Raw genomic sequence first — 22810 nt, 5'->3', positions numbered from 1 at the left:
GTTGCCGGTCTGACGTTCGGAACTGGGCGGGTGTCAGGGGACTTCGACGAAGCCGAGGTGGTCGTAGAGGCGGCGGGCGCGGCGGTTGCGGCGGGTCACGGCCAGGGAGAGCGTGGTGTGGTCCGGGGCCAGGACGTGCATGACCGCCTGGACCAGGGTTCGGCCGACGCCCTGGCCCGCGTGGGACGGGGCGGTGAAGAGGAAGGCCAGGAGGGGTTCCTGCTTGTAGAGGGTGACCAGGGCGGCGCCTATCGGGCGGCCGTCGTGGTCGGTGACGAATGAGGCTTCCGGGAGGAACTTCCCGTACTCGCCGTCCAGGGTGAGCTGGATCTCGCGTGCGGCGCCGGGGAGGTCGCCGACGTCGGCCTGGTCGGGGGTGCCGCGGTAGGCGTCCCACATGGCGGCGGCGAGGGCCGGCAGGTCGGCCTCGGTGAACGGGCGGACCCCGGACGGGAGCGGGGGCGTGGCGTCCAGGGTCGCCTGGAGGCGGCTGCGCACGGGTGCGCCGAACGTCCCGGATGTCATGGTTTCGAGTCTAGGCGGGCGCCCCCGGCCGGGGGCGCCCGGCATGGGTCAGCGCTTGTAGCGGCGGCCGTGGATCATGTTGATCAGGCCGAGGACGCGGGCCATCTCCTTCTCGGTGCGCGCGAACGTGGTGAGGTTCATCGTCGCGAACCGCTGCCGGGTGATGGCCTTCGGGCGGGTGAACTCGCGCAGGCCGTCCGCGCCGTGGATGCGGCCGAAGCCGGACTCGCCGACGCCGCCGAACGGCAGGGCGGCGACCTGGGCGAACGCGGCGAAGGCGTTGATGGACGTCATGCCGGAGCGCATCCGGCGGGCGACGTCCAGCGCGCGGGACTTGTCGCCGGAGAAGATCGTCCCGGCGAGGCCGTAGCTGGTGCGGTTGGCCTTGTCCACCGCCTCGTCGAGGTCCTTGACGCGGTGGACGGTGATCGTCGGGCCGAACGTCTCCTCGCAGACGGCGGACGAGTCGTCCGGCACGTTGGTCAGCACCACGGGCTCCACGTAGGGCTTGCGCACGGACTCGGCGCCGCCGACGACCGCCTTGCCGCCCTTGTCGAGGGCGTCCTTGATGTGCCGCTCGATGATGTCGAGCTGCGAGGGCATCGTGATCGGGCCGTAGGCCGCCTCGCGGTCGAAGCCGGGGCGCAGGTCCTTGGCCTTCTCGGTGAGCTTGCCGAGGAACTTGTCGTACGCCTCGTCCACGACGTAGATGCGCTCGACGCCGATGCAGGTCTGGCCCGCGTTCGACATGGCGCCCCACAGTGCGGCGTCGGCGGCGGCGTCGAGGTCGGCGTCGGAGTCGACGATGCAGGCGTCCTTGCCGCCGCACTCGGCGACGATCGGGGTGAGGTTCTCGGCGCAGGCCGCCATCACGCGCTTGGCGGTGCGGGCCGAGCCGGTGAAGGCGATCTTGTCGACGTGCGGGGACGAGGCGAGCGCCGCGCCGGTCGCGCCGAGGCCGGTGACCGTCTGCAGCACGGGGTGCTCGGGGATCACCGCGTCGAACAGCTCGGCGAGGAACACGCCGACGCCCGGGGTGAACTCCGACGGCTTGAACACCACGGCGTTGCCGGCGGCGAGCGCGTAGCCGATCGAGCCCATCGGGGTGAAGATCGGGTAGTTCCACGGGCCGATGACGCCGACGACGCCGAGCGGCTGGTACTCCAGCACGCACTTCTGGTTGACGGCCATCAGGCCGGGGTAGACGCTGCGCGGCCCGAGGACCTTCTGCGCGTTGCGGGCGGCCCAGTCCAGGTGGGTGATCGCCATGATCGTCTCAAGCTGGGCGTCCTGCACCGGCTTGCCGGTCTCCTGGTGGATGAGCTCGGCCATCCGGTTCAGGTTCCGGGCGAGGGACCCCTTGACGTTGAGCAGCCGGAGCCGGCGCTCCTTCCAGCCGAGGGCCCGCCACCACTCGGCGGCCTCCCGGGCGCGCTCGATCGCCGCCGCCACCGCGGCGCCGTCCTGGACGGGGTGCTCGGCGACGACCTCGCCGGTGGCCGGATTCAGGGACGCGAACGTCTCGGCGCTCTCCGTGGCCACGGACATGGGGAACCTCCCGGGAGGGGCCGTAAGTGAGTACTTGCAGTGTGGTACCGGCTAGTAAACCACCCTAGGCGTCCGACGGGGAGTCCGGGATCCAGCTGCCGTGGAATCCGGCCGGGACCCGGCGCGGGAGCCGGACGGTCGCCGTGTGCGACAGGTCGGCGGCGTCCAGCACCAGCAGTTCGGAGCCGGACCCGCCGGACACGATCGACAGCAGCCAGCCCTCGTCCTCGGCGCGGGCGCCCTCGGCGGGGACGAACACCGCCTCGCCGACGTGCGCGCCCTCCCCGCAGTCGCGGGCCGACGCGCCGCCGCGCAGGTCGTACTTCACGATCGAGCTCCCGGCGACCGTGTAGAGGTAGCGGTGCTCGCGGCCCGTCCGGGTGTCGTCGTGGGTCGGGAACTCCACGTTCCGGTCGTCGAGCCGCTCCTCGGACGCCGTGCCGGTGGCGGGGTCGAGCACCCAGCGGTGCAGGTGCGCGCTCTCCGTGCTCACCGCCTCGGTCGCCGGGTCCACGGTGCCGCCGACCTCGCCCCAGAGCGCGGCGAAGGTCTCCGGGGCGTAGCGCGCGCCGTCCAGCACCACGCGCCCGGCGGCGTCCTCGTGCGCGTTGCCGACGTGGAAGACGTAGCACGGGTCCACTTCGAACCAGCGGACGCCGCCGGACCCGTCGCGCGGCATCACGCCGAGCCGCGCGCCGTACCCGTCGTCCCACCGGTAGGGCAGGCCGGACGCGCCGGACAGTGCCAGGTCCACGTCGAACACCACCGGCAGGTCGAGCCAGACGACATGGTGCTCGGTGATCGCGAAGTCGTGCATCATCGTCGGGCCGGGCACCTCGATCTCGCGGCTCTCGACCAGCGTCCCGTCCGCCGACAGCCGGTGGAAGACGAGGTAGGGCGGGAACACGCCGTAGCCGAAGAACAGCAGGTCGCCGGTGACCGGGTCCTCCTTGGGGTGCGCGGTCATCGCGGAGGTGAGCCGCCCGCCGAAGTCGCACGGCCCGGCCGTCTCCAGCTCCGGGGTGACCTCGTAGGGGAACCCGGCCTCCACCAGCGCCCAGATCTTGCCCGCGTGCGGGACGACGTGCGTGTTGGCCTGCACCGCGCACCGGTCGAAGGTGAGGTCGTCGCGGAGGTAGGGCGCGCCCTTGGTGAACGCGTCCGTCCGGACCCAGCGGTTGCGGTACCACTCGGCCCGGCCGTCGCGCAGCCGCACGCCGTGGATCATGCCGTGGCCGGTGAACCAGTGCCGGCTCGGCTCGCCCGGCTTGGGGTTCGGGCCGTTGCGGAAGTACCGCCCGGTCAGCTCGGTCGGCAGCGCGCCGGTGACGGGCAGGTCGTAGGCGTCGGTCTCGTCGGGGACGGGGGCCAGTGGACCGTCCATCCAGGCGGCGGGGCGTTCTTCGGTGTGCTCGCTCATGCGGTGTGCTCCTCGGGAAGCGGGCGGCCGAGCCCGGCGAAGTGGTGCTCGCGGGCCGCCTCGGACGGCGGGTACGCCGGCATGCCGGGGGAGCCCCTCGCACTGACATTCCACTTCTGACACGTCGAAGCTAGACGTTCCAACTTAGACATGTCAATAGTGAGTGGTAGGCTCCCCGGCATGAGTTTGCGACACGCGATGCTCGGGCTCATCGCCGAGATGGACGGTGCCAGCGGGTACGACCTGCTGCGGATGTTCGAGCTCTCGCTCGGGAACGTCTGGCCGGCCCGGCAGAGCCAGCTCTACGGCGAACTCGGCAAGCTCACCGAGGCCGGGCTCATCGAGGTCGCCGAGGAGGGGCCGCGCGGGCGCAAGGAGTACCGCATCACCAAGGCGGGGCGCGCGGAACTGCACCACTGGATCGTCGACGTGCCCGCCAAGGACAACCGGCGGGACGACGCGCTGCTGCGCGTCTTCTTCCTCGGGCTCGTCGACCCGGGCGAGGCGCAGCGCTACATGCGCGGGCACTCCGACGGGCTGGGCGAGTACCTGGGGGAACTGCTCGCCCTGGAGGACCGGGTGGAGTGGGACGACGACAACCTGTCCGTGTACGGGCGGCTGGTCATCGAGTACGGCAAGCGGTTCGCCGCGATGCGCCGCGACTGGTTCGACTGGGCCCTCCAGGAGATCGAGGCCCTGGAGCGGCGCGAGTAGGGCGCGGGTCGTCCGGCCCGCGCCCCACGTGGAGTGCTCCGCCGGTCAGCGGAAGTCGTCGGCGTGGTCGGCGGCCCACTCGGCGAACGTGCGGGCCGGGCGGCCGGTGATGCGCTCGACCTCGGGGGACACCTCGGTCGGGTGGTCGACGGCGCTCGCGCGCCGGCGGAGCAGGACGTCCACCATGCCCTCGCGCATGTAGGGGCGCGCGAGCATCTCCTCGCGCGCCTCCGCCGGGTCGATCTCCTCGAAGCGCACCGGACGGCCGATCGCCGCGCCGATGAGCGCGGCCTTCTCCGGCTGCGTGAGCTGCTCGGGCCCGCTCAGCACCGGCCGGGCGCCGATGAGTGCGTCGGTGAGCAGCGCCTTCGCGGCGACGGCCGCGATGTCACGTTCGTGGATGGGGGCGAAGCGCGCCGCCGCGTACGGTTCGCGGACGGGTTCGCCCGCGCGGATCTCCTTCCGCCAGCCGAGCGCGTTGGACGCGAACTCGCCGGGGCGCAGGAACGTCCACTCCAGGCCGGACGCCTCGATCGCCCGCTCGATCTCCAGATGGTGCACCGCGAGGTCGTTCGACGGGTCGTCGTCCAGTGCGGCGGAGGACGACAGCATGACGACGCGTCGCACGCCGTGGTCGGCGGCGCGGGGGAGCAGGTCGTCCAGGCCGTGCCAGAACACGGCAGGGTTGAGGAAGAGCGCCGCTATGCCGTCCAGCGGCATGTCGGCGGTGCGGGCGACCTCCGCTTCGGTGGGCAGGCGGGCGGTCGCGGGATCGCGGGTCAGCGCGCGGACCTTCGCGCCGGCGGTGAGCAGTTCGGCGACGAGATGCCGTCCGACGTTTCCGGTGGCTCCGGTGACGAGAATCATGCGGCCAGGTTCAACCAGATGGATGAACTTGTCAAACAGCTGAATGGTTGACCGCGTCAGCAGGACGGATACGATGGGCGCCGTGACGGACACGACGAAACGGCCGCGCCGCGCCCCCGCGCCCGACGAGCGCACGCTCGACGCCGACCGCTCGCGGCGCCTGCTGCTGGACGCCGCGCTGGACGAGTTCGCCGCCAAGGGCTACGCCGGCGCCCGCGTCCAGGACATCGCCGACCGCGCCGGGCTGAACAAGCAGCTGATCAACTACTACTTCGGCGGCAAGGCGGGGCTGTACCGCGAACTGCTCGCGCTCTGGGGCACCCGGAAGGGCGAGATCAACGACCCGTCCCTCCCGATGGAGGAGGTGGCGGTCGGGTACCTGCGGCACATCCTGGACGATCCGCGCGGCACGCGGCTGAGCGCCTGGCGCGGCCTGGACGCGGCGGACGGCGCGTCCGACCCCGGGGACGACCCGTGCGGCCTCGCCGAGGACCTGTCCGACGTCGAGCGGCGCCAGGAGGCGGGCGAGCTGGCCGGCGACCTGGACCCGGCCGCGGTTCGGCTGGTGCTGATGGCGATGACCGCGGCGCCCGTCACGATGCCGCACGCCGTCCGGCGCGTGTTCGGCCTCGACCCGCGGTCACCGGAGTTCCGGGAGCGCTACGCCGAGCAGCTGCGCCGGATCGTCCGGCACCTGGCCGGGCCCTGAGCGGGCGCGGGGTCAGTTCCGCCAGAACTGGAACAGGTAGTGGCCGAGTTCGATCGGGAAGTTGTCGACCGAGCCGCTCACCCGGAACGGGAACCCGTCCAGGCCGATCGCGTCGGTGATGTAGAAGATGACGTTGAAGAAGCCCTCGTTGATCGGGCCCAGCCACAGCAGCGCGATCAGGATCAGGAAGGCGTAGCCGCCGTACGCGCTCGCCTGTGCCGCGAACCGGCGCGGCAGGTACGGCTCGATGATCCCGAAGCCGTCCAGCCCGGGGATCGGCAGCAGGTTCAGCACCGCGGCCGTGACCTGGAGGAACGCCAGGAACGCCAGGCCCGACCAGAACAGCGCGTGGTCCTTGTCGGCGAAGTTCTTGAAGATCACCGCGAGCATCACGGCGAACAGCGCGTTCGACAGCGGGCCCGCCGCCGAGATCAGGCTGTGCCGCAGCCGGCCGCGGATCGCGTGCCGCTCGATCCACACCGCGCCGCCGGGCAGCCCGATGCCGCCCAGCACGATGAACACGACCGGGATGAGGAAGCTCAGCGTGATGTCGGAGTACTTCAGCGGGTTCAGCGTCAGGTAGCCCTTGGCGGCGACGCTGCGGTCACCCGACCGGTAGGCCATGTAGGCGTGCCCGAACTCGTGCAGGCACAGCGACAGGATCCACGCCGAGATCACGAACCCGAACACCGCGATCCGGCCGGGGCGCTCCAGGATCGTCCCGTACCGCCAGGCGATCAGGCCGCACAGCACGGTCGCCGCCACGACCGCGAGGAACACCGGGCTCGGCCGGACGGCCGCGCTCCCCCGCGCCTCGTGTGCAGTCCCGTTCATTCCCGGCCCCTCTCACCGCGCCGCCGTTCCCCCGGCGCACCGTCCCGCCTGATCGTCAACTCGGAAGCTACCTGCTCAACGGAGTTCCCGCGCACCGGAGTTCCGGGCGCCGGGACCGCGGCGCCCGGTCACGGCGCCGCGATCACCGGGACGACGTAGGTGCGCAGGAAGCGGCGCAGCCCGTCGGCGTCCCGGTCCCGGTCCATCACGATCAGCGAGGTGATGATCCGGAAGAGGAACTCGACCGTCCCCTCCACCTCGATGTCGGCCCGCAGCATCCGCTGCCGCTGCGCCTGCTCGAAGTACGGGCGGACGTAGTCGCAGCACAGCGCGAGGACGTGCTCGGCCGCGCCCGCGACCGCCGCCTGCATGTGCCCCGCCGCCTCCGGCACGAGGAAGTGCGCGATGGTCGGCTCGCCGCGCACGTACTCGACCGCGTCCATCGTGCCCTCGACGATCGCCTCCGGCACCGACCGCTCGCGGCGCAGCCGCTCGGCGAGCCGGTCCAGGAAGCGGTGCAGGTCGCGCACCACCACGGCGAGGATCAGCTCGTCCCGCCCGCCGGTGACGCTCCGGTACACGGTGGCGCGCGACAGCCGCGCGGCGGCGGCGATGTCCTCGACGGTCGTCTTCGCGACGCCGAAGCGGCCGAAGCACTCCTCGGCCGCGTCGATGATCCGCTCGCGCGTCGTGTCGGTGGTGACCGGGGGCATGGCAGCACATTACCGGCCGCGAGCGGCCCGTCAGTCCAGGGTGTACTCCAGGGTCCAGCTGTGCCCGCCGTCCGCGGTGACGGTGATCTGGCCGAGGCCGCGGATGCCCGCGAGCTCCCCGGTGCCGGACGTGGGGACGATCAGCCAGCGCAGCCACTGGGTGTCGGACGTCCCGTCCTCGCTGCCCGCGCTGTGCTGGAGCACGAACGTCCCCTCGCGGCCGTGCAGGATGCCCTGGACGCGCTCGATCCCCACGTAGGCGGCGGGGCCGGCGGGCGTCTCCACGGTGATCAGCTCGGTGGTGCTCGTCCCGACCAGGTCGCCGTGGAAGTGCTTGCCCACATGGACGCGGGTGAGCTTGCCGCCGTCCAGTTCCTCGTAGGGCTTCTCGGCTTCCCAAGCCTCGATGTCGAAGGTGCCGCTCGCTTGGAAGGTCATCCCGCCATGATGCACGTCACATCCGACAGTGCGGAATGGGCGACGGGGCGGAATGGGCGACGGGGCGGAATCGGCGGGCAGGGCGGATCGGGCTAGAAGAGGGTGCCCTCGTGTTCGATGCCGCGCAGCGCGTCGTAGTCGAGCGTGACGCAGTCGATGCCGCGGTCGGTGGCGAGGACGCGGGCCTGCGGCTTGATCTCCTGCGCCGCGAACACGCCGCGGACGGGCGCGAGGTGCGGGTCCCGGTTGAGCAGCTCCAGGTAGCGGGTGAGCTGCTCGACGCCGTCGATCTCGCCGCGCCGCTTGATCTCGATCGCGACGGTGGCGCTGTCGGCGTCCCGGCACAGGATGTCGACGGGGCCGATCGCGGTGGGGAACTCGCGGCGGATCAGCGTGTAGCCCTCGCCGAGCGTGGTGATGTGCTCGGCGAGCAGTTCCTGGAGGTGCGCCTCGACGCCGTCCTTCTGCAGGCCCGGGTCGATGCCCAGCTCGTGGCTGGTGTCGTGCAGGACCTCCTCGATGGTGAGGATGAGCCGCTCGCCCGACTTGCCGTGCGTGACCGTCCAGCGCGCGGTGGCGCCGTTCTCGGTGTAGCTCTCCTCGCGCAGCGAACAGGGCGGGTTCATCCAGTTGAGGGGCTTGTAGGCGCGGTCGTCGGCGTGGATGCTCACGCTCCCGTCCGCCTTGATGAGGATCAGGCGGGGGGCCATCGGCAGATGGGCGGTGAGCTTGCCGGCGTAGTCGACGCTGCAGCGGGCGATAACGAGACGCACGCTGCCTCACCTTAGTGCGGCGCCCCGCCTGCTTCAGGCCAGACCGGCGTACCGGCGGCAGTCGTCGTGGTCACTCGGCGTCGGACGTCCTGGCCAGCCCTTCGAGAACGGCCTCGACCGCGCCGGGCGGAACCCCGTCCAGGGTTAGCGTGGAGCGGCCGCCGACACGAATACCGGTCGACAGGCCTGGTGGTAGATGTTGTCTTGGATGTTGCGGGCGGCGTTGATGTCGGCGTTGGCCCGGTGCCCGCAGGCCACGCACCGGAACACCGCTTGGCTCTCGCGGTTTTCCGGGGCGCGGTGCCCGCAGGCGTGGCAGGTCTGCGAGGTGTGGCGTGGATCGACCTTGATGAGGCGGCCGGGGGCTTTGTGCTCCAGCCGCTGGACGAGCCGCCCCCACCCGGCGGCCAGGATCGCCCGGTTGAGGCCGGTCTTGGCGCGCACGCCCGTGCCGGGCGCGTCGATGGTGCCCTTGGCGGACCGGGTCATTGCCCGCACGTTCAAGTCCTCGACCGCGATCAAATCAAAGCCGGCGGCCAGGCGGGTGGTGGTCTTCTCCACCCAGTCGCGGCGCCGGTCGGCCTCCCGCGCTCTGAGCCGCGCGATGAGGGCTCTGATGTGCGCGCGTCGGTTCGAACCCCGTTTCGCGCGCGCGAGTTTGCGCTGGAGCCGACGCAACCGCCCTGCCTCCCAGGCGGTGAGGGAAGGACCGTGCAGGAGTTCGCCGGTGGACAGCGCCGCCGACACGGTCACGCCCCGGTCCACACCCACCGCCTGCCCATTGCCCGGGGCGGGGATGTGCGCGAAGGCCACATGCCAGCGTCGGGCACGGTCACGGGTGACACGGAACGACTTGACCCCGCTGGGGACGGGCCGGGACCAGCGGAACCGCACCCGCCCCACCTTCGGGATCTGCACCTCACCGGTCTTGCGCGACAGGCGCCGCACGTCCCATGTCGGCCGCATTCCCCGACGATCCGGAACGGGGCATCCGTTCCAGAAACCGCGATCATGCCGGACCGGCGCGCCTAAGGCCCTCGAATCGGCACAGATAAGGCGTGCTGCCGATGTCCGGGCGGGGTCCTTAGGACGAGTCTCTTGGATGTCGGGTCGTGCCGAGCGGCCCGGGACATAGGGGGAGGGGCCGTGTTCCACCACGACATCATGCGGTCGGTCATGACCGAGCGGAGCCGCGAGCTGCGGGCCCGCGCCGCGGCCGAGCGTGACGCGCGGTTCGCGCGGCGGGCCCGCGAGTTCTGGGCCGAGCGCGCCGAGCGGTTCGCCGTCCGGCGGAACGTGCGGCGCGACGTCCGGAGCGCGTGCCAGCAGGGCCCGGCGCCGGCGCGGTGACCCCGGCCCCGGCCGGGGCGGGGGAACGACCGGAGGCGGCGCCTAGCGGAATGAAAATCTTTGTCAAGCCTGGAATTCTCCGGGGGCCGTGATTAGCGTCGGCGGGTGGGTGTTCATCCACCACCGGCGAAAGGAACCCCCGCAATGTCTCTCGACGTGACTCCGGAACTGCTCGAGACGGCGCAGCAGGGCGAGGTCGGCGACGCCGCCTTCGTCGAGTGCATCAAGACGTCCCTGCCCTACGCGTGGGACATGATCAGCGGCCTGGTGGCGCGGCTCCAGGTGGACGGCGGCGACTACGCCGACAACCTCACCCCGCCCCCGGACGAGCAGGCCCGCGGCCAGCTGCTCCGCGTCCTCGCGAGCGACGCGATGCGCGGCGCGATGGAGCGCCACTTCGGCGTGAAGCTGGCCTTCCAGAACTGCCACCGGGTCGCCGTCTTCCCGACCGGCGACTCCAGCGCCTACCGGACGTTCGTGACGGCCCGCGAACAGATCCTCAACCAGTCTCCCGAACTCCGCGACTGCTGACCCGCCCGCTCCTGCCGAGACGTGCGGCGCGCCGATCCCCTCGGTGCGCCGCACGTTCTCGTTGTGCGGGCCTCAGAATGCGGCCTCAGAGTGCGGCGCGGACCTTGGGGAGGACGTCGGCGCCGAGGCGGGCGATGTTCTCCAAGGTGCCGGCACGGGAACCGGTCGCCTCAACCAGCAGGATCAGATGCCTGATCCCCGTCTTCTCGACCGTGGTCACCAGCGACTCGACGCAGTCGTCCGGCGAGCCGACGGGATGGATGCCGCACATGCGGCGCACGTAGCCGGCGGGGTCGGGGGTGGGGCGCGGACGGTCGTCCACGGCGACGTATCCGGCCAGGCCGGGGCCGAGCCAGCGGGGCATCTCCGCCATCAGCGTGCCGACGGCCTCGTCGCGGGTGTCGGCCACCTGCGCGACGTGGGTGGAGATGTGCGGGAGGGCGGGGTCGCCGTGCCGGGCGACGGCGGCCGCCTTCTCGTCCGCGTCCACGTGCATGCCGAGCAGCATCGGCAGGCCGCGCTCGGCGGCGAGCGCCTCGGTCTCGGGGGAGGTGCAGGCGACCGTCACCGGGGGCGGGGCAAGCGCGCGCGGGACGACCGGTACCTCACGGAAGCGGAAGTGTTCCCCCTCCCAGGAGACACGGTCAGATCGCAGCCAGGTAAGGAGGAGGTCCAGGGACTCGGCGAAGCCGTGCTCGTAGCGGGGGAGCCCGGTGCCGAACACCTCTAGGTCCCGCCACGGGCCGCCACGCCCGACGCCGAGGCGGAACCGGCCGCCCGACAGCAGCGCCAGCATCGCCGCCTCCTCCGCCAGCGCGACCGGATGCCGGGTGGAGAGCACGCTCACCGCCGTCCCCACGTCGATCCGCTGGGTGACGCCCAGCAGATGTCCCGCCAGGAGTGTCGCGGACGGGACGACCCCGTACGACATGAAGTGGTGCTCGGCCAGCCACACGTCGTCGAAACCGGCGCGTTCGGCGGCGACGGCGGCTTCTACGGTGCGGGAGAGCGCGGCGTGGTCGTCCTGTCCGGGGGCACGGGCCGCGAGGAGGAAGATTCCTAGGCGCACGTCCCCTGTCGTACCCGGGAGCGCGCCTCCCCGCGCCCTCTGCAAGACTGCGAATCATGAGTGAGGGTTCGTTCAGCAGGGTCGGGGTCGTCGGACTGGGCACGATGGGCGCGGGCATCGCCGAGGTGCTGGCGCGCGGCGGCCTCGCGGTCGTGGGCGTCGAGGTGAATCAGGACGCGCTGGAACGCGGGCGCGGGCACCTGGAGCGCTCGACCGGCCGGGCCGTGAAGCGCGGCAAGCTCACCGCGGACGCGCAGCGCGAGATCCTCGGCCGGGTGGCGCTGACCACCGACTTCGCCGACCTCGGCGAGTGCGACCTGGTGATCGAGGCGGTGCCGGAGCGGCTCGACCTCAAGCGCAAGGTCTTCGCCGAGCTGGACAAGGTCTGCCGCGAGGACGCCGTCCTCGCCACGAACACCTCCTCGCTGTCGGTCACCGACATCGCGGTCACCACCGGCCGCCCCAGCAAGATCGTCGGCGTGCACTTCTTCAACCCGGCGCCGGTGATGAAGCTGGTCGAGGTCATCGCCACCGTGCTGACCGAGCCGGACGCCGTCGCCCGCGTCGCCGCCCTGGTGAAGGGCCTCGGCAAGACCCCGGTGACGATCGGCGACCGGGCCGGGTTCGTCGCCAACCGGCTGCTGTTCGGGTACCTGAACCAGGCCGCCGGGATGCTGGAGTCCGGGCACGCGACCCGCGACGACATCGACACCGCGATGACGGCCGGCGCCGGCCTGCCGATGGGCCCGTTCACCCTCATGGACCTGATCGGCCTCGACACCTGCCTGGAGGTGCTCGACGCGATCTACGCCGAGTCGCGCGACCGCCGCCACGCCGCCTCCCCGGTGCTGCGCGAGCTCGTCACCGCCGGGCTGCTCGGCCGCAAGACCGGCCGCGGCTTCTACTCCTACGACGCGTCCGGGGGCGACGAGCCCGCGGCGGCGGCCGGGGAGCCGCCGGTCGTCGGCATCGTCGGCGTCGGCCCGCTCGCCGACGCGCTCGCCGCGCTGTGCGACCGGGCGGGCGCGTCCGTCCGCGACTCCGCCGCCGACCTCGCCGGCTGCGACCTGGTCGTCGAGGCCGCGGAGGACACCGAGGCCGCGCGGGCGCTGCTGTCGGCCGCCGCGCAGGCCGCCAAGCCGGACGCCGTGCTGCTGGTCACGTCCGTGGGCGGCTCGGTGATCGAGCAGGCCATGGCCACCGGGCGTCCCGCCGACGTCGTCGGGCTGCACCTGCCCGACCCCGCCGGGACCCTCGCCGAGATCGCCGCGACGGTCGCGACCGGGCCGGACGTCGCCGACCGCGCCGCCGCCCTGCTCGCCGGGCTCGGCCTCACCACCGTCCGCTGCCGCGACCGCGCCGGGTTCATCGTGGACGCGCTGCGCTTCCCGTACCTGAACGACGCCGCCGCCATGCTCGGCGCCGGATACGCCGACGCCGACTCGATCGACGCCGCGATGACGCTCGGCTGCGGCTACCCGACCGGCCCGATCGCCGACCTCGACCGCCTCGGCCTGGACCGCGCCGTGACCGTCCTGCGCGCCCTGCACGCCGAGACGCGCGAGCCGGCGCTGGCCCCGGTGCCGCTCCTCGCCGAGCACGTGACGGCGGGCCGCCCGCTGCGATAACCGTCCTCCAGCCCCGCCCACATATCCTCGAAGGCATGAGCCCCCGCAAGAACCGCCGTGCCGTTTCCGGACGTCCCCAGACGGGCGGCGGGTCGTGGGCGCAGGAGACCGAGGAGGGGCCGGACGGCGAGTGGATCGTCCGGACGATCTCGGGCGCCGGTTCGGCCAAGGCGTACCGGTGCCCCGGCTGCGACCAGGAGATCCCGCCCGGCGTCGGGCATCTCGTCGCCTGGCGGGCCGGCGAGGGCGGCGACGACCGGCGGCACTGGCACCGCCCGTGCTGGCAGGCCCGCACCCGGCGCGGCCCCCGCGTCCAGCGGTCGCGCAACGCCCCGCGTTACTAAGGAGACCCATGGCGGAGATCAGGGCGGCGACGGTGCTGCCGGCGCGGCGCGAGGACATCGTGCTGCACACGTCCGACGGGCTGGAGCTGGTCGGTGAGCTGGCGCTGCCGCCGGAGCGGCCGCCGGTCGCGACGCTGGTGTGCCTGCACCCGCTGCCGACGGCCGAGGGCATGATGGACAGCCACGTCCTGCGCAAGGCGTCCTACCGGCTGCCCGCCCTCGCCGACGTCGCCGTGCTGCGGTTCAACACGCGGGGGACGACGTCGGCGCGCGGCACGAGCGAGGGCGAGTTCGGCGACGGCGAGACCGAGCGGTTCGACGTCGCGGCGGCGCTGGAGTACACCGAGTACCACGACCTGCCGCGGCCGTGGCTGCTCGGCTGGTCGTTCGGCACCGAGCTGGCGCTGAAGTGGGGCCGCGACCCGCTGGTGGAGGGCGCGATCCTGCTGTCCCCGCCACTGAAGCGGGCGGACGACGCGGACCTGGACGCGTGGGCCGAGGACGGCCGTCCCCTGGTGGCGCTCGTGCCGGAGTTCGACGACTACCTGCGCCCGGCCGAGGCGCAGGAGCGGTTCAAGCGCGTCCCGCAGGCCGAGGTCGTCGCGGTGGACAAGGCCAAGCACCTGTGGGTGGGCGAGCCCTACGTCCGGATCGTGCTGAACGAGATCGTCAAGCGGGTCGCGCCGGCCGCCCACCCGCTCCCCACTGAATGGGACGAACCGGACAGATAGCCACATGCGGCCAGTCACGGCCACTCCCGTCCCACCGGCTCCAGAGCGGGTAAGGATCTGCTTCGTGGACGCCGACCGGGAGGACCGCCCGTGACCGTGCAGCTGTACGCCAGGGACGTCGGCACCGGAACCCCGCTCGTCCTGCTGCACGCCTTCCCGCTCTCGTCGGCGATGTGGCTCGCCCAGCGGGAGGGGCTCGCCGGCCGGTTCCGCGTCATCACCCCCGACCTGCGCGGCTTCGGCGGATCCGTGCTCGGCGACGACGAGCCCTCGATCGACGCGATGGCCGACGACGTCGCCCGCGCCTGCCGCGCCCTCGGCGTGCGGCGCGCCGTCATCGGCGGCCTGTCCATGGGCGGGTACGTCGCGATGGCGCTGTGCCGCCGCCACCCCGACCTCGTCCTCGGGCTGGTGCTCGCCGCCACCCGCGCCGCCGCCGACACCGAGCAGGTCCGCGCGAACCGGCTCCGGCAGGCCGACCGGCTCGACCTCGACGGCGGCCCGCAGGTGCTGGTGGAGGAGGTGCTGCCCGGCCTCGTCGGGCCCACCACCTACCGGCAGCGCGCCCTCGTCTACGGGCGGGTGCGCGGCCTCGTCCAGGCGACGCCGCCGCGCGCCGCCGCGTGGGCCCAGCGCGCCATGGCCGGACGCCCCGACGCGTTCGGCACGCTGCGCGAGGTGCGGGTGCCCGCCCTCGTCATGGTCGGCGACGAGGACGCGCTCGCCACCGAGGCGGAGGCCCGCGCCATGGCGGACGCGCTGCCGAACGCCGAACTGATGGTCGTCCCGCGCGCCGGGCACCTGTGCGCGATCGAGCAGCCGGACCTGTTCAACCAGGCGGTGGCCGAGTTCGCCGCCGCCCTCGCCCGGACCGCCCGCTGACCCGTCCCCGCGCGGAGCGCCCGCCGCGCTACAGCGTCTCCTGGCGCGGCATGACGACCTCGCGGACCAGCAGCGAGATCGCCGCCGCCGTCGGGATCGCCAGCAGCGCGCCGACCACGCCGAGCAGCGCCGCGCCGACCAGCGCCGCCACGATCGTCACCGCGGGCTGCACGTCCACCGTCCGCTTCATCACGCGCGGGTAGACCAGGTAGTTCTCCACCTGCTGGTAGATCACGTAGAAGATCACGCAGGCGATCAGGTCGGTGGTGTTCCCGGTGAGGAACGCGACCAGGCACACGATCACCGCGCCGATCGTCGCGCCGATCAGCGGGATCAGGTCGGTCACCGCGACGATCAGCGCCAGCGCGAGCGCGTACTTCACCCCGAGGATCGACAGGAAGATGTACGAGCAGACGCCCGCGATGAACGCGATCGTGAACTGCCCGGCGACGTAGCCGCCGATCCGGTCCAGGATCTCGTCGCCGAGCAGGGCGACGCGGGCGCGGCGGGAGCGCGGTGCCAGCTTGTAGAAGAACGTCTTGATCTGCGGCAGCGAGCTGAGGAAGTACAGCGTCAGGATCAGGATCGTGATCGTCTGGAAGATGCCGCTGATCGCGACCTTGCCGATGCCGGTGGCGGTGTCGGTGAGGCCCTTCTGGAAGCCCTCGCTGTTCACCGCCTTCTCGGCGCGCTCCAGCAGCCCGTAGCGCTTGTCCCACTCGGCGAGGGTCTTGTTGTCCTGCAGCTGCTGGACGTACTCGGGGATGTTGTGCCGCAGCTCGGTGACCTGCTCCGACACCGGCTGGACGAGCGAGGCGACGAACCCCGCGAAGAACATGATGACGACGAGGAACACCGTCGCGACCGCGGCGCTGCGCGGGAACCCGAACCGGCGCAGCCGCTCCACCGCCGGGTTGAGGCCGACCGCGAGGAACATCGCGACGACGAGCATCACGATCGTCGACTTGGCGTTGGTGGCCGCCCGCACGAGCAGCCAGGCCGTCATGACGCCGAGCGCGGCGGTGAAGCCGAACACGAACGGGTGCGCGCGGCCGAGCGGCTCCCCGGGCCGGCCGAACGGGAACCGGTGGTCGACGCCGGCCTCGCGGCGGCGCTGCTCGACGTCGTGCGCGGGGTCGGGCGCGTCCGGCCCGGCGGGGGCCTGCTCGGCGACCGCCACAGGCGCGGGCAGGGCGACCGGGGCGCCGGTCGCGGGGTCGCGCTCGCCCACGGGCTCGGCGGCCTCCTCGGGCGTCAGCGCACCGCTCGGCGCGACGCTCTCAGCGCCGTCGCCGCCTTTCCCGCTGTCACCGGCGCCGCCGTCTTTCCCGCCGCCGCCGTCTTTCCCGGCGCTGCCGTCTTTCCCGCTCTCGTCGCCGCTCTCGTCGCCCTCGCCGTCGCCCGAGGTGCCGGTGTGGTCATCGGTGACCGTGTCGTCGTCGGGGGGCGGGGTGGGGGCGGGGACGCGGTGCTCGCCCGCCGGCCGTCCCGTGCCGGGCGCCGCCTCCGGCTCGTCTTCGCGGGAGGTCTCGTCGGGCACGCCGCTCTCCTCTTCGTCCTCTGCCTCGCCGATGCGACGTGGTCACGCGCGGGTCATGGTTCGGGGCCGTCGGACCGACGTCCCACGGTGGTAAGACGAAGGAAAGCCTAGAGGCGTTCACCGCCTCTAGGCTCTCCTCGACGCCGTGCTCAGGAACTCACTCCTGCCACCAGTCCTCGTCGTCCTCCTCGGACTTCTTGGCCTGGGCCTGCTTGGCGGGCGCGGCCTTCGCGGCGGCCGGCTGCTGCTGCTTCTGCTGCGCCGGGGCCGGCTTGGGCTCGGCCGCCGGGATCGCGGCCTTCTCCGGGGGCGCGGCCAGCTCGGGCTCGCCGCCCATCGTCGGCGCGACGCCGCCGATGAGCTGGCGCAGCTGGTTGAGGTGGCTGGTGATGCTGTCGCGCTGCCGGGTGAGCTCGTCGACCTGGCGCTGCGCCGCCGTCCGGACGCGGTCGGCCTCGGCCTTGGTCTCGGCGAGCAGCTGCTCGGCCTGCGCCTTGGCCTCGGCGATCACGTTGTCGGAGTTCTTGCGCGCGTTGGCCATCAGCTGCTTGGCGTGCGAGTCGGCCTCGCGCCGGGTCTGCTCGGCCTGCTGGGTCGCCTTCGCGGCGCGCTGCTCGGCGGACGCGGCGCGCTGCTCGGCCTCGGCGACCAGCTTCTGCGTGGCGGCCTGCGCCGCGGAGTGCCGCTCGGCGTCCTGCCGGTCGGCCTCCTCGCGGCGGGCGGCGAGCTGGATCTCGAACTCGGCCTCGGCCTGGGCGCGCTGGGCCTCGCTCTCCTCCAGGATGCGCTGGGCCTGCGCGCGCATCTCGTCGGCCTGCCGCTTGGCCGTGGTGAGGATCTCGTCGCGCTCGCGCTTGGTGGACGCGCGCAGCTGCGCGACCTCGCGCTCGGTGGTGGTGCGCAGCTTGGCGATCTCGCGCTCGGCGCCCGCCCGCTTCTCGGCGACCTCGTGGTCGGCGGTGGCGCGCAGCTTGGCGACCTCGCGCTCGGTCGTGGAGGTCAGCTCGTCGGCCTCGCGGCGGGCCGAGGTGCGCACCTCCTCGGCCTCGCGCTCGGCCGCGTTGCGCATGTCGTCGCCCTCGCGCTGGGCGGTGGCGCGCAGCTCGGCGGCGTCGTTCTCGGCCGTGGCGCGCTGCTCGGCGGCGTCGACCTTGGCCGCGGCCTTGATCTCGTTCGCCTCGGAGCGGGCGGCCTGCACGAGCTCGGTGGCCTGCTCCTCGGCGAGCCGCAGCAGCTGCTCGATGCGGGCACCGAGACCGGAGTACGTGGGACGTTCCTGCTCTTGCAGCTGACGATGGGCGTCCGACAGCTCCCGCTGCAGGGCCTGTGTCTGCTCGCGGGTCTGCCGCACCTCGTTGTCGAGCTGCTTGATGTGCTCGTCGACCTGGTGCCGGTCGTAGCCGCGAAGCACCACGTCGAACTCGCGCGGGGGCGTGTCTTCAAAGAAGTTGCTGAGCTGGGCGTCGATGTCGGACTGCATGTGGCTCAATCCTGATGTGACGGGGCTACGGGTGGTTCCGGGGACCGGTTGAACGCCTGGCATGAACGGCGCAGTGCCCCAGGACCTCTTCCGGCGAATGAAGCGTACTCCGGACACTGCCGTGTTGGGGGCTCATCTTGACGCGCTGCGTGGAATGTCCGGTTTGTTGCCGTGTTCGGGTGCGGGAAGGGTGCCCAGGTACCTGGGGGGCAAATGCACCAGATGTGTCCGAACGGTCACAGAGCGGCGGTCACGGGCCCGCCGCCGCCCGCCGTGATATCGAACACGTCACGATCCGGTCGCGCCCCCGGCCGCGCCCGGCGCGCGTGATCATTCCGCGTCGCGGCGCTTCTGCACGAGCTCCGTCAGCACGCCGTGGCAGTCCTTCGGGTGCAAAAAGTTGATCAAGGATCCCATGGATCCGTTGCGCGGCGCGTCGTACAGCACACGCACGCCCTTGCCCGCGATGCCGGCCGCCTCGTCGGCGACGGTCCCGTCCGTCCCGAACGCGATGTGGTGGACGCCCTCGCCGTTCTTCGCCAGCCACTTGGCGACCGCCGAGTCCTCCCGGATCGGCTCGATCAGCTGCAGGTAGCTCGCCGCCCCGTCCCCGGTCTCGTTGATCTTGAGCATGCACTCCCGGACGCCCTGCTCCTCGTTCACCTCGAAGTGCGCGTCGGTGAAGCCGTAGGTGGCCTTGTAGAACTCCACGGTCGCGTCCAGGTCGTGACAGGCGATGCCGATGTGGTCGATACGGGTCAGCATGGGCTTTCTCCCTACTAGGACGGCCAGGCGGGGGCGAACCGAACCGGTCGGCGTTCCCCTGGGTATGGTGGCAAACGTCGGCGCAGCACCACCTGGAGGGCCCCCAACATGACCGCTACGTCCGTGATCGTCGCCGGTGCGCGCACCCCCGTCGGGCGCCTGATGGGCTCGCTGAAGGACTTCTCCGCGGCCGACCTCGGCGCGCACGCGATCAAGGCCGCGCTGGAGCGGGCCGGGGTCGCCGGCGACCAGGTGCAGTACGTGATCCTCGGCCAGGTGCTGCAGGCCGGCGCGGGGCAGATCCCGTCCCGGCAGGCGGCGGTCAAGGCGGGCATCCCGATGAGCGTCCCGTCGATCACGATCAACAAGGTGTGCCTGTCCGGGCTGGACGCGATCGCGCTCGCCGACCAGCTCATCCGGGCCGGCGAGTTCGACATCGTCGTGGCGGGCGGCATGGAGTCGATGACCCAGGCCCCGCACCTGCTGCCGAAGTCGCGCGGCGGCTACAAGTACGGCTCCGTCGAGGTCCTCGACCACATGGCCTACGACGCGCTCACCGACGCCTTCGACGGCATCGCCATGGGCGAGTCGACCGAGCACCACAACGCCAGGCTCGGCATCTCCCGCGAGGAGCAGGACGAGTTCTCCGCGCGGTCCCACCAGCGCGCCGCCGCCGCCATCAAGAACGGCGTGTTCGACGACGAGATCGCGCCGGTCGAGATCCCGCAGCGCAAGGGCGACCCGATCGTGTTCGCCAAGGACGAGGGCGTCCGCGCCGACACCACGGCCGAGGGCCTGGCCCGGCTGCGCCCCGCGTTCAGCAAGGACGGCACGATCACGGCCGGCTCGTCCTCGCAGATCTCCGACGGCGCCGCCGCGGTCGTCGTGATGTCCAAGGCCAAGGCCGAGGAGCTGGGCCTCTCCTGGATCGCCGAGATCGGCGCGCACGGCAACGTCGCGGGCCCCGACAACTCGCTGCAGTCGCAGCCGTCCAACGCCATCAAGCACGCGCTCGGCAAGGCGGGCCTCACCGTCGACGACCTCGACCTGATCGAGATCAACGAGGCGTTCGCGTCCGTGGGCATCCAGTCGATGCGCGACCTCGGCGTCTCCGCGGAGAAGGTCAACGTCAACGGCGGCGCCATCGCGCTCGGCCACCCGGTCGGGATGTCCGGCGCGCGGATCGTCCTGCACCTCGCCTACGAGCTGAAGCGCCGCGGCGGCGGCACCGGCGCCGCGGGCCTGTGCGGCGGCGGCGGTCAGGGCGACGCGCTGATCATCCGCGTGCCCACCGCGTAACGCCCGCCACCGCTCACTGGGCGCTGGGCTGCTGGACGGTCACCGTCGTGAAGCCCAGCGCCTTGAGCATGTTCTCCAGCATCGTCTTGGTGTTGGCATCCGCGCGCTGCGTCAGCCCGCTCTGCGCCGCGGCCGTCTGGATCTTCTGGGACGCGAGGACGTAGAGCTGCTGCTGGTTGTTCGGGTTGCTGCTGAAGAAGTCGCCGAAGCGGTCGATGAGGCCGCGCTCGGTGGCGTAGACGTAGCTGGTCTTCGGGTCCAGGTTCGTCTTCTCCAGCTGCGCGCGCGGAAGCGTGATGGTCGCGGCCGTCCGGTCCTCGTTGACCTTGACGGCGCCCGAGGCGAGCTGGGAGAAGTCCACGTAGGCGTCGACCGTGCCGTTCCCGACGAACAGCGTCCGCTTGCCGCGCAGCGAGCCGGGCAGGAACTTCGCGTCCTTCTCCAGGTCGACGATGACCTGGAAGCTGCCGCTCGCCGCCTCGTAGCGGTGCAGGTCGCGGATCGACTTCAGCAGGACGGGCCCGCTGCGGTCCTTCGTCTCCTCGGCGAACGGGTTCAGCCACCCCGGCAGGCCGCGCAGCGCCTGCTGCGCGAGCAGCACCAGAGCGACGGTCGCGACGACCAGGACGAGGGGGGTCACCAGGCCGCGCCGGGGAGCGCGGGACGGCGTGGGGGGTGCGTCGTTCTTCGGTTCGGCGTCGGCCATGCCCCTCACATTCCCGGCATCCCGGTCCTCCTATCCGGCAAGGCGGTGACGTCGGCGTGTTCCCACGTGGTCCCGGGTGTGATCAAGGCCATAGGTACGGCCGAAACCCCGTGCCGCGATCGACCGTTGACGGGACGTGGACATGATTCGTGTTTTCCGGTTCGTCTCCGTCGCGGAGGCGATCTCGTTCCTTCTCCTGCTGCTGGTCGCGATGCCGCTGAAGTACGGCGCGGACGCGCCGGTGGGCGTCCAGCTGATGGGGCCGGTGCACGGAGTCCTGTTCATCGCCTACGTGGGGCTCGTCTTCCTCGTCCGGGAGCAGCTCCAGTGGGACATCAAGCGCACGGTCCTGGCCCTCGGAGCCGCCGTCCTTCCGGTGGCCCCGTTCTTCGTGGAACGCCACTGGGCCCGGCCCGTGACGCCCGCCGCCGAGCCGCAGCCGGCCGGGCGGGCCTGAAAGACTCCTGCGTGGCCGCGGCAGGCTGGGGGTGGCCGCCGCGGTCACGCAGGGGACAAACCCTTTTCATGTCCGGCTGACCTTCACGTGAGATTGAGGTTCACGTCCGGTTGAGCGTCCGGCGGGACATCTCCGGCGCGCGGTGCTTCTTGGGCCGGGTCGGGCGGAAGTCGTCCGGGCCGAGGGCGCAGTTCCGGTACTCGGTGAAGTGGTGGCGCAGCCACGCGCGGCGCCACTGCTCGCTCCAGGACGCGAACCGGCGGGCCGCGCGGGTGTCGTCGATGGACGGGGGATCGTCGCCGAGCAGCCACGCGTCGACCAGCGCCCGGTAGCCGCCGGGGGAGGCGGCCGCGCACATGCTCGGGTCCTTGAGGGCGTGGCTGATCTGGCGGGCGGCGCGCGCGGCGTATCCGGGGGAGAGGCCCTCGTCGAGGTGGACGAAGGCGGTGCCGCCCGTGACCTCGACGGGCGCCCAGCCGGGACGCTGCCGCACCGCCGTGAACGCGCCGGGGGTCCCGTTCAGCCGCGCGGCGAGGGGGACCATCTCCTCCGTCAGCCGAGGCAGCGCGTTCTGCAGCGCCGGGTGCACGCACACGACCAGCGGCCACTCCCGGCAGACGGGCTCGGCGTCGGCGGCCCGGACCGCGGCGCCGCCGGAGTCGTGCAGGCCGAGCGTGGCGGTGCCGGTCGCGGCGAGCGCGGCGGCCAGCGGCAGGACGAGCAGGAACCGCCGCGTCGCCCACAGCACGTAGCCGAGGATCAGCGCGGCCGTCAGCCCGGCCGTCCAGGCGACCTGGTCGGCGAACACCCGGGGGCGCAGGGTGGTGAACAGGTCGATGCGGGGGAACGCGGCCGGGGGGAGCAGGCTCCACCACGACACGCCGGGGATGCGCAGCGCCGCCCACATCGCCGTCGCGCCGAACGCCAGCGGCGCCGTCGCGCGGTGCGGGACGACGCGGCCCGTGAGGTAGCCGACGACGACGTGCAGGACGAGCGCGCCCGCCCCCGCGGCGACGCCCAGCGGCTGCGGGTGCCCGGCCCCGTCCCGCGCCAGCGTGACGGCGGCGGCGAGGCCCGCGATCGCGGCGTAGGAGACGAGCGCCGCCGAGGACAGCAGCAGCAGGTCGAACAGCACGCCCGTGGCGGGCGAGCGCGCGGTGAGGTCGCGCAGGTAGTCGAGCGGGCGCTCGCGGACCGCCGCCCACGCCGCCAGCGCGGCGGCGACGGGCCCGAGGAAGCGGACGGCGTTGACCAGCGCGACGACCGTGTTGTCCCAGTACGCGGCGGACGGCCGGAGCGCCGGAAGCGCCGCCGCCGTCCCGACCAGGGTGAGGACCGGCACCGCGACCAGCAGTGCCGTGCGACGGGCGTCCAGCCGGAGCACCCGCCCGAACGAGCCCCTGCGCCAGGTCGCCGTGCCTGCGCAGGACGAGCGGCGACAGCGGCCCGCGCCCGTCGCCGAGCACGTCGATGCGCTCCAGCGCCTC

At 72.5% G+C, this 22810-nt stretch carries 25 protein-coding genes; 10 read left to right on the top strand and 15 right to left on the bottom strand.

Annotation, left to right across the window (positions count from 1 at the left end; translation table 11 throughout):
- Positions 1-33 precede the first annotated feature (33 nt).
- From AB0K34_RS29215 to AB0K34_RS29205, 3 genes are all read right to left on the bottom strand, one after another.
- Complete coding sequence (locus AB0K34_RS29215; protein ID WP_364552149.1) at positions 34-525, bottom strand: GNAT family N-acetyltransferase; 492 nt, start codon at positions 523-525, stop codon at positions 34-36.
- A 48-nt stretch (positions 526-573) separates the two neighbouring features.
- Positions 574-2073, bottom strand: coding sequence for an aldehyde dehydrogenase family protein (locus tag AB0K34_RS29210; protein ID WP_138632530.1), 1500 nt, complete (start codon positions 2071-2073; stop codon positions 574-576).
- A gap of 64 nt (positions 2074-2137) precedes the next feature.
- A complete protein-coding gene (locus AB0K34_RS29205; RefSeq protein WP_364552147.1) occupies positions 2138-3493 on the bottom strand; it encodes a carotenoid oxygenase family protein in 1356 nt (451 codons plus the stop codon).
- A gap of 180 nt (positions 3494-3673) precedes the next feature.
- Here AB0K34_RS29205 and AB0K34_RS29200 point away from each other — a divergent pair, with 180 nt between their 5' ends.
- The gene (locus AB0K34_RS29200; RefSeq protein WP_364552145.1) at positions 3674-4207 is read left to right on the top strand and encodes a PadR family transcriptional regulator; all 534 of its coding nucleotides are present in this window, start codon (positions 3674-3676) and stop codon (positions 4205-4207) included.
- 45 nt (positions 4208-4252) lie between these two features.
- Here AB0K34_RS29200 and AB0K34_RS29195 read toward each other — a convergent pair whose 3' ends face one another.
- On the bottom strand, positions 4253-5074 hold the full coding sequence (locus tag AB0K34_RS29195) for an NAD(P)H-binding protein (protein WP_364552143.1): 822 nt from the start codon (positions 5072-5074) through the stop codon (positions 4253-4255).
- A gap of 82 nt (positions 5075-5156) precedes the next feature.
- On the opposite strand from AB0K34_RS29195, the gene AB0K34_RS29190 reads away from it, so the two are divergent.
- Positions 5157-5783 carry a TetR family transcriptional regulator gene (locus AB0K34_RS29190; protein WP_240807060.1) on the top strand — a complete coding sequence of 209 codons (627 nt, stop codon included), beginning with the start codon at positions 5157-5159 and terminating at the stop codon, positions 5781-5783.
- Positions 5784-5795: 12 nt separating this feature from the next.
- Here the strand turns inward: AB0K34_RS29190 and AB0K34_RS29185 are convergent, their stop codons facing one another.
- The 5 genes from AB0K34_RS29185 to AB0K34_RS29165 all read right to left on the bottom strand — a co-directional run bounded on the left by AB0K34_RS29185 (position 5796) and on the right by AB0K34_RS29165 (position 9489).
- A complete protein-coding gene (locus tag AB0K34_RS29185) occupies positions 5796-6617 on the bottom strand; it encodes a site-2 protease family protein (protein WP_240807062.1) in 822 nt (273 codons plus the stop codon).
- A 128-nt stretch (positions 6618-6745) separates the two neighbouring features.
- Positions 6746-7330, bottom strand: coding sequence for a TetR/AcrR family transcriptional regulator (locus AB0K34_RS29180; protein ID WP_301175826.1), 585 nt, complete (start codon positions 7328-7330; stop codon positions 6746-6748).
- A gap of 30 nt (positions 7331-7360) precedes the next feature.
- A complete protein-coding gene (locus AB0K34_RS29175) occupies positions 7361-7768 on the bottom strand; it encodes a DUF3224 domain-containing protein (RefSeq protein ID WP_301175825.1) in 408 nt (135 codons plus the stop codon).
- 92 nt (positions 7769-7860) lie between these two features.
- Positions 7861-8541: an endonuclease NucS gene (nucS, locus tag AB0K34_RS29170; protein ID WP_138632551.1), complete on the bottom strand. Its 681-nt coding sequence runs from the start codon at positions 8539-8541 to the stop codon at positions 7861-7863.
- A gap of 144 nt (positions 8542-8685) precedes the next feature.
- Positions 8686-9489 carry a transposase gene (locus AB0K34_RS29165; RefSeq protein ID WP_301175824.1) on the bottom strand — a complete coding sequence of 268 codons (804 nt, stop codon included), beginning with the start codon at positions 9487-9489 and terminating at the stop codon, positions 8686-8688.
- Between the two features lie 198 nt (positions 9490-9687).
- On the opposite strand from AB0K34_RS29165, the gene AB0K34_RS29160 reads away from it, so the two are divergent.
- Positions 9688-9891: a hypothetical protein gene (locus AB0K34_RS29160; RefSeq protein WP_301175823.1), complete on the top strand. Its 204-nt coding sequence runs from the start codon at positions 9688-9690 to the stop codon at positions 9889-9891.
- Positions 9892-10035: 144 nt separating this feature from the next.
- The gene (locus tag AB0K34_RS29155; protein WP_138632557.1) at positions 10036-10422 is read left to right on the top strand and encodes an SCO5389 family protein; all 387 of its coding nucleotides are present in this window, start codon (positions 10036-10038) and stop codon (positions 10420-10422) included.
- 85 nt (positions 10423-10507) lie between these two features.
- Here AB0K34_RS29155 and AB0K34_RS29150 read toward each other — a convergent pair whose 3' ends face one another.
- A complete protein-coding gene (locus tag AB0K34_RS29150; protein ID WP_301175822.1) occupies positions 10508-11491 on the bottom strand; it encodes an LLM class flavin-dependent oxidoreductase in 984 nt (327 codons plus the stop codon).
- A 56-nt stretch (positions 11492-11547) separates the two neighbouring features.
- Between AB0K34_RS29150 and AB0K34_RS29145 the strand changes: the two genes are divergently transcribed.
- The 4 genes from AB0K34_RS29145 to AB0K34_RS29130 all read left to right on the top strand — a co-directional run bounded on the left by AB0K34_RS29145 (position 11548) and on the right by AB0K34_RS29130 (position 15076).
- On the top strand, positions 11548-13119 hold the full coding sequence (locus AB0K34_RS29145; RefSeq protein WP_301175821.1) for a 3-hydroxyacyl-CoA dehydrogenase: 1572 nt from the start codon (positions 11548-11550) through the stop codon (positions 13117-13119).
- A gap of 35 nt (positions 13120-13154) precedes the next feature.
- Positions 13155-13463, top strand: a complete 309-nt coding sequence (locus tag AB0K34_RS29140; RefSeq protein ID WP_301175820.1) for an ATP/GTP-binding protein — start codon at positions 13155-13157, stop codon at positions 13461-13463.
- Positions 13464-13471: 8 nt separating this feature from the next.
- Positions 13472-14194: an alpha/beta fold hydrolase gene (locus tag AB0K34_RS29135; protein ID WP_301175819.1), complete on the top strand. Its 723-nt coding sequence runs from the start codon at positions 13472-13474 to the stop codon at positions 14192-14194.
- Between the two features lie 90 nt (positions 14195-14284).
- Positions 14285-15076, top strand: a complete 792-nt coding sequence (locus tag AB0K34_RS29130; RefSeq protein ID WP_138632571.1) for an alpha/beta fold hydrolase — start codon at positions 14285-14287, stop codon at positions 15074-15076.
- A 28-nt stretch (positions 15077-15104) separates the two neighbouring features.
- On the opposite strand, the gene AB0K34_RS29125 is transcribed toward AB0K34_RS29130, so the two are convergent.
- The 3 genes from AB0K34_RS29125 to mce all read right to left on the bottom strand — a co-directional run bounded on the left by AB0K34_RS29125 (position 15105) and on the right by mce (position 18861).
- Entirely contained in the window at positions 15105-16616 is a 1512-nt protein-coding gene (locus AB0K34_RS29125; RefSeq protein ID WP_364552137.1) for an AI-2E family transporter, read from the bottom strand.
- Between the two features lie 157 nt (positions 16617-16773).
- Positions 16774-18096, bottom strand: a complete 1323-nt coding sequence (locus tag AB0K34_RS29120; RefSeq protein WP_138641695.1) for a DivIVA domain-containing protein — start codon at positions 18094-18096, stop codon at positions 16774-16776.
- Positions 18097-18426: 330 nt separating this feature from the next.
- Complete coding sequence (mce, locus tag AB0K34_RS29115; protein WP_138641696.1) at positions 18427-18861, bottom strand: methylmalonyl-CoA epimerase; 435 nt, start codon at positions 18859-18861, stop codon at positions 18427-18429.
- A gap of 108 nt (positions 18862-18969) precedes the next feature.
- Here mce and AB0K34_RS29110 point away from each other — a divergent pair, with 108 nt between their 5' ends.
- A complete protein-coding gene (locus AB0K34_RS29110) occupies positions 18970-20160 on the top strand; it encodes an acetyl-CoA C-acetyltransferase (protein WP_301175817.1) in 1191 nt (396 codons plus the stop codon).
- A 13-nt stretch (positions 20161-20173) separates the two neighbouring features.
- Here AB0K34_RS29110 and AB0K34_RS29105 read toward each other — a convergent pair whose 3' ends face one another.
- Entirely contained in the window at positions 20174-20866 is a 693-nt protein-coding gene (locus AB0K34_RS29105; protein ID WP_138641698.1) for a DUF4230 domain-containing protein, read from the bottom strand.
- A 142-nt stretch (positions 20867-21008) separates the two neighbouring features.
- Here AB0K34_RS29105 and AB0K34_RS29100 point away from each other — a divergent pair, with 142 nt between their 5' ends.
- The gene (locus AB0K34_RS29100; RefSeq protein WP_138641699.1) at positions 21009-21323 is read left to right on the top strand and encodes a DUF3817 domain-containing protein; all 315 of its coding nucleotides are present in this window, start codon (positions 21009-21011) and stop codon (positions 21321-21323) included.
- A gap of 100 nt (positions 21324-21423) precedes the next feature.
- Here AB0K34_RS29100 and AB0K34_RS29095 read toward each other — a convergent pair.
- Positions 21424-22810 (bottom strand): hypothetical protein (locus AB0K34_RS29095; RefSeq protein ID WP_364552134.1); only part of this gene is annotated, 1387 nt, incomplete at its 5' end.

The organism is Actinomadura sp. NPDC049382, from assembly GCF_040677125.1.
In the GTDB taxonomy this organism is placed as follows: domain Bacteria; phylum Actinomycetota; class Actinomycetes; order Streptosporangiales; family Streptosporangiaceae; genus Spirillospora; species Spirillospora geliboluensis.
The sequence above is the reverse complement of the archived record's forward strand: the minus strand, read 5'-3'. Positions and strand labels throughout refer to the sequence as shown.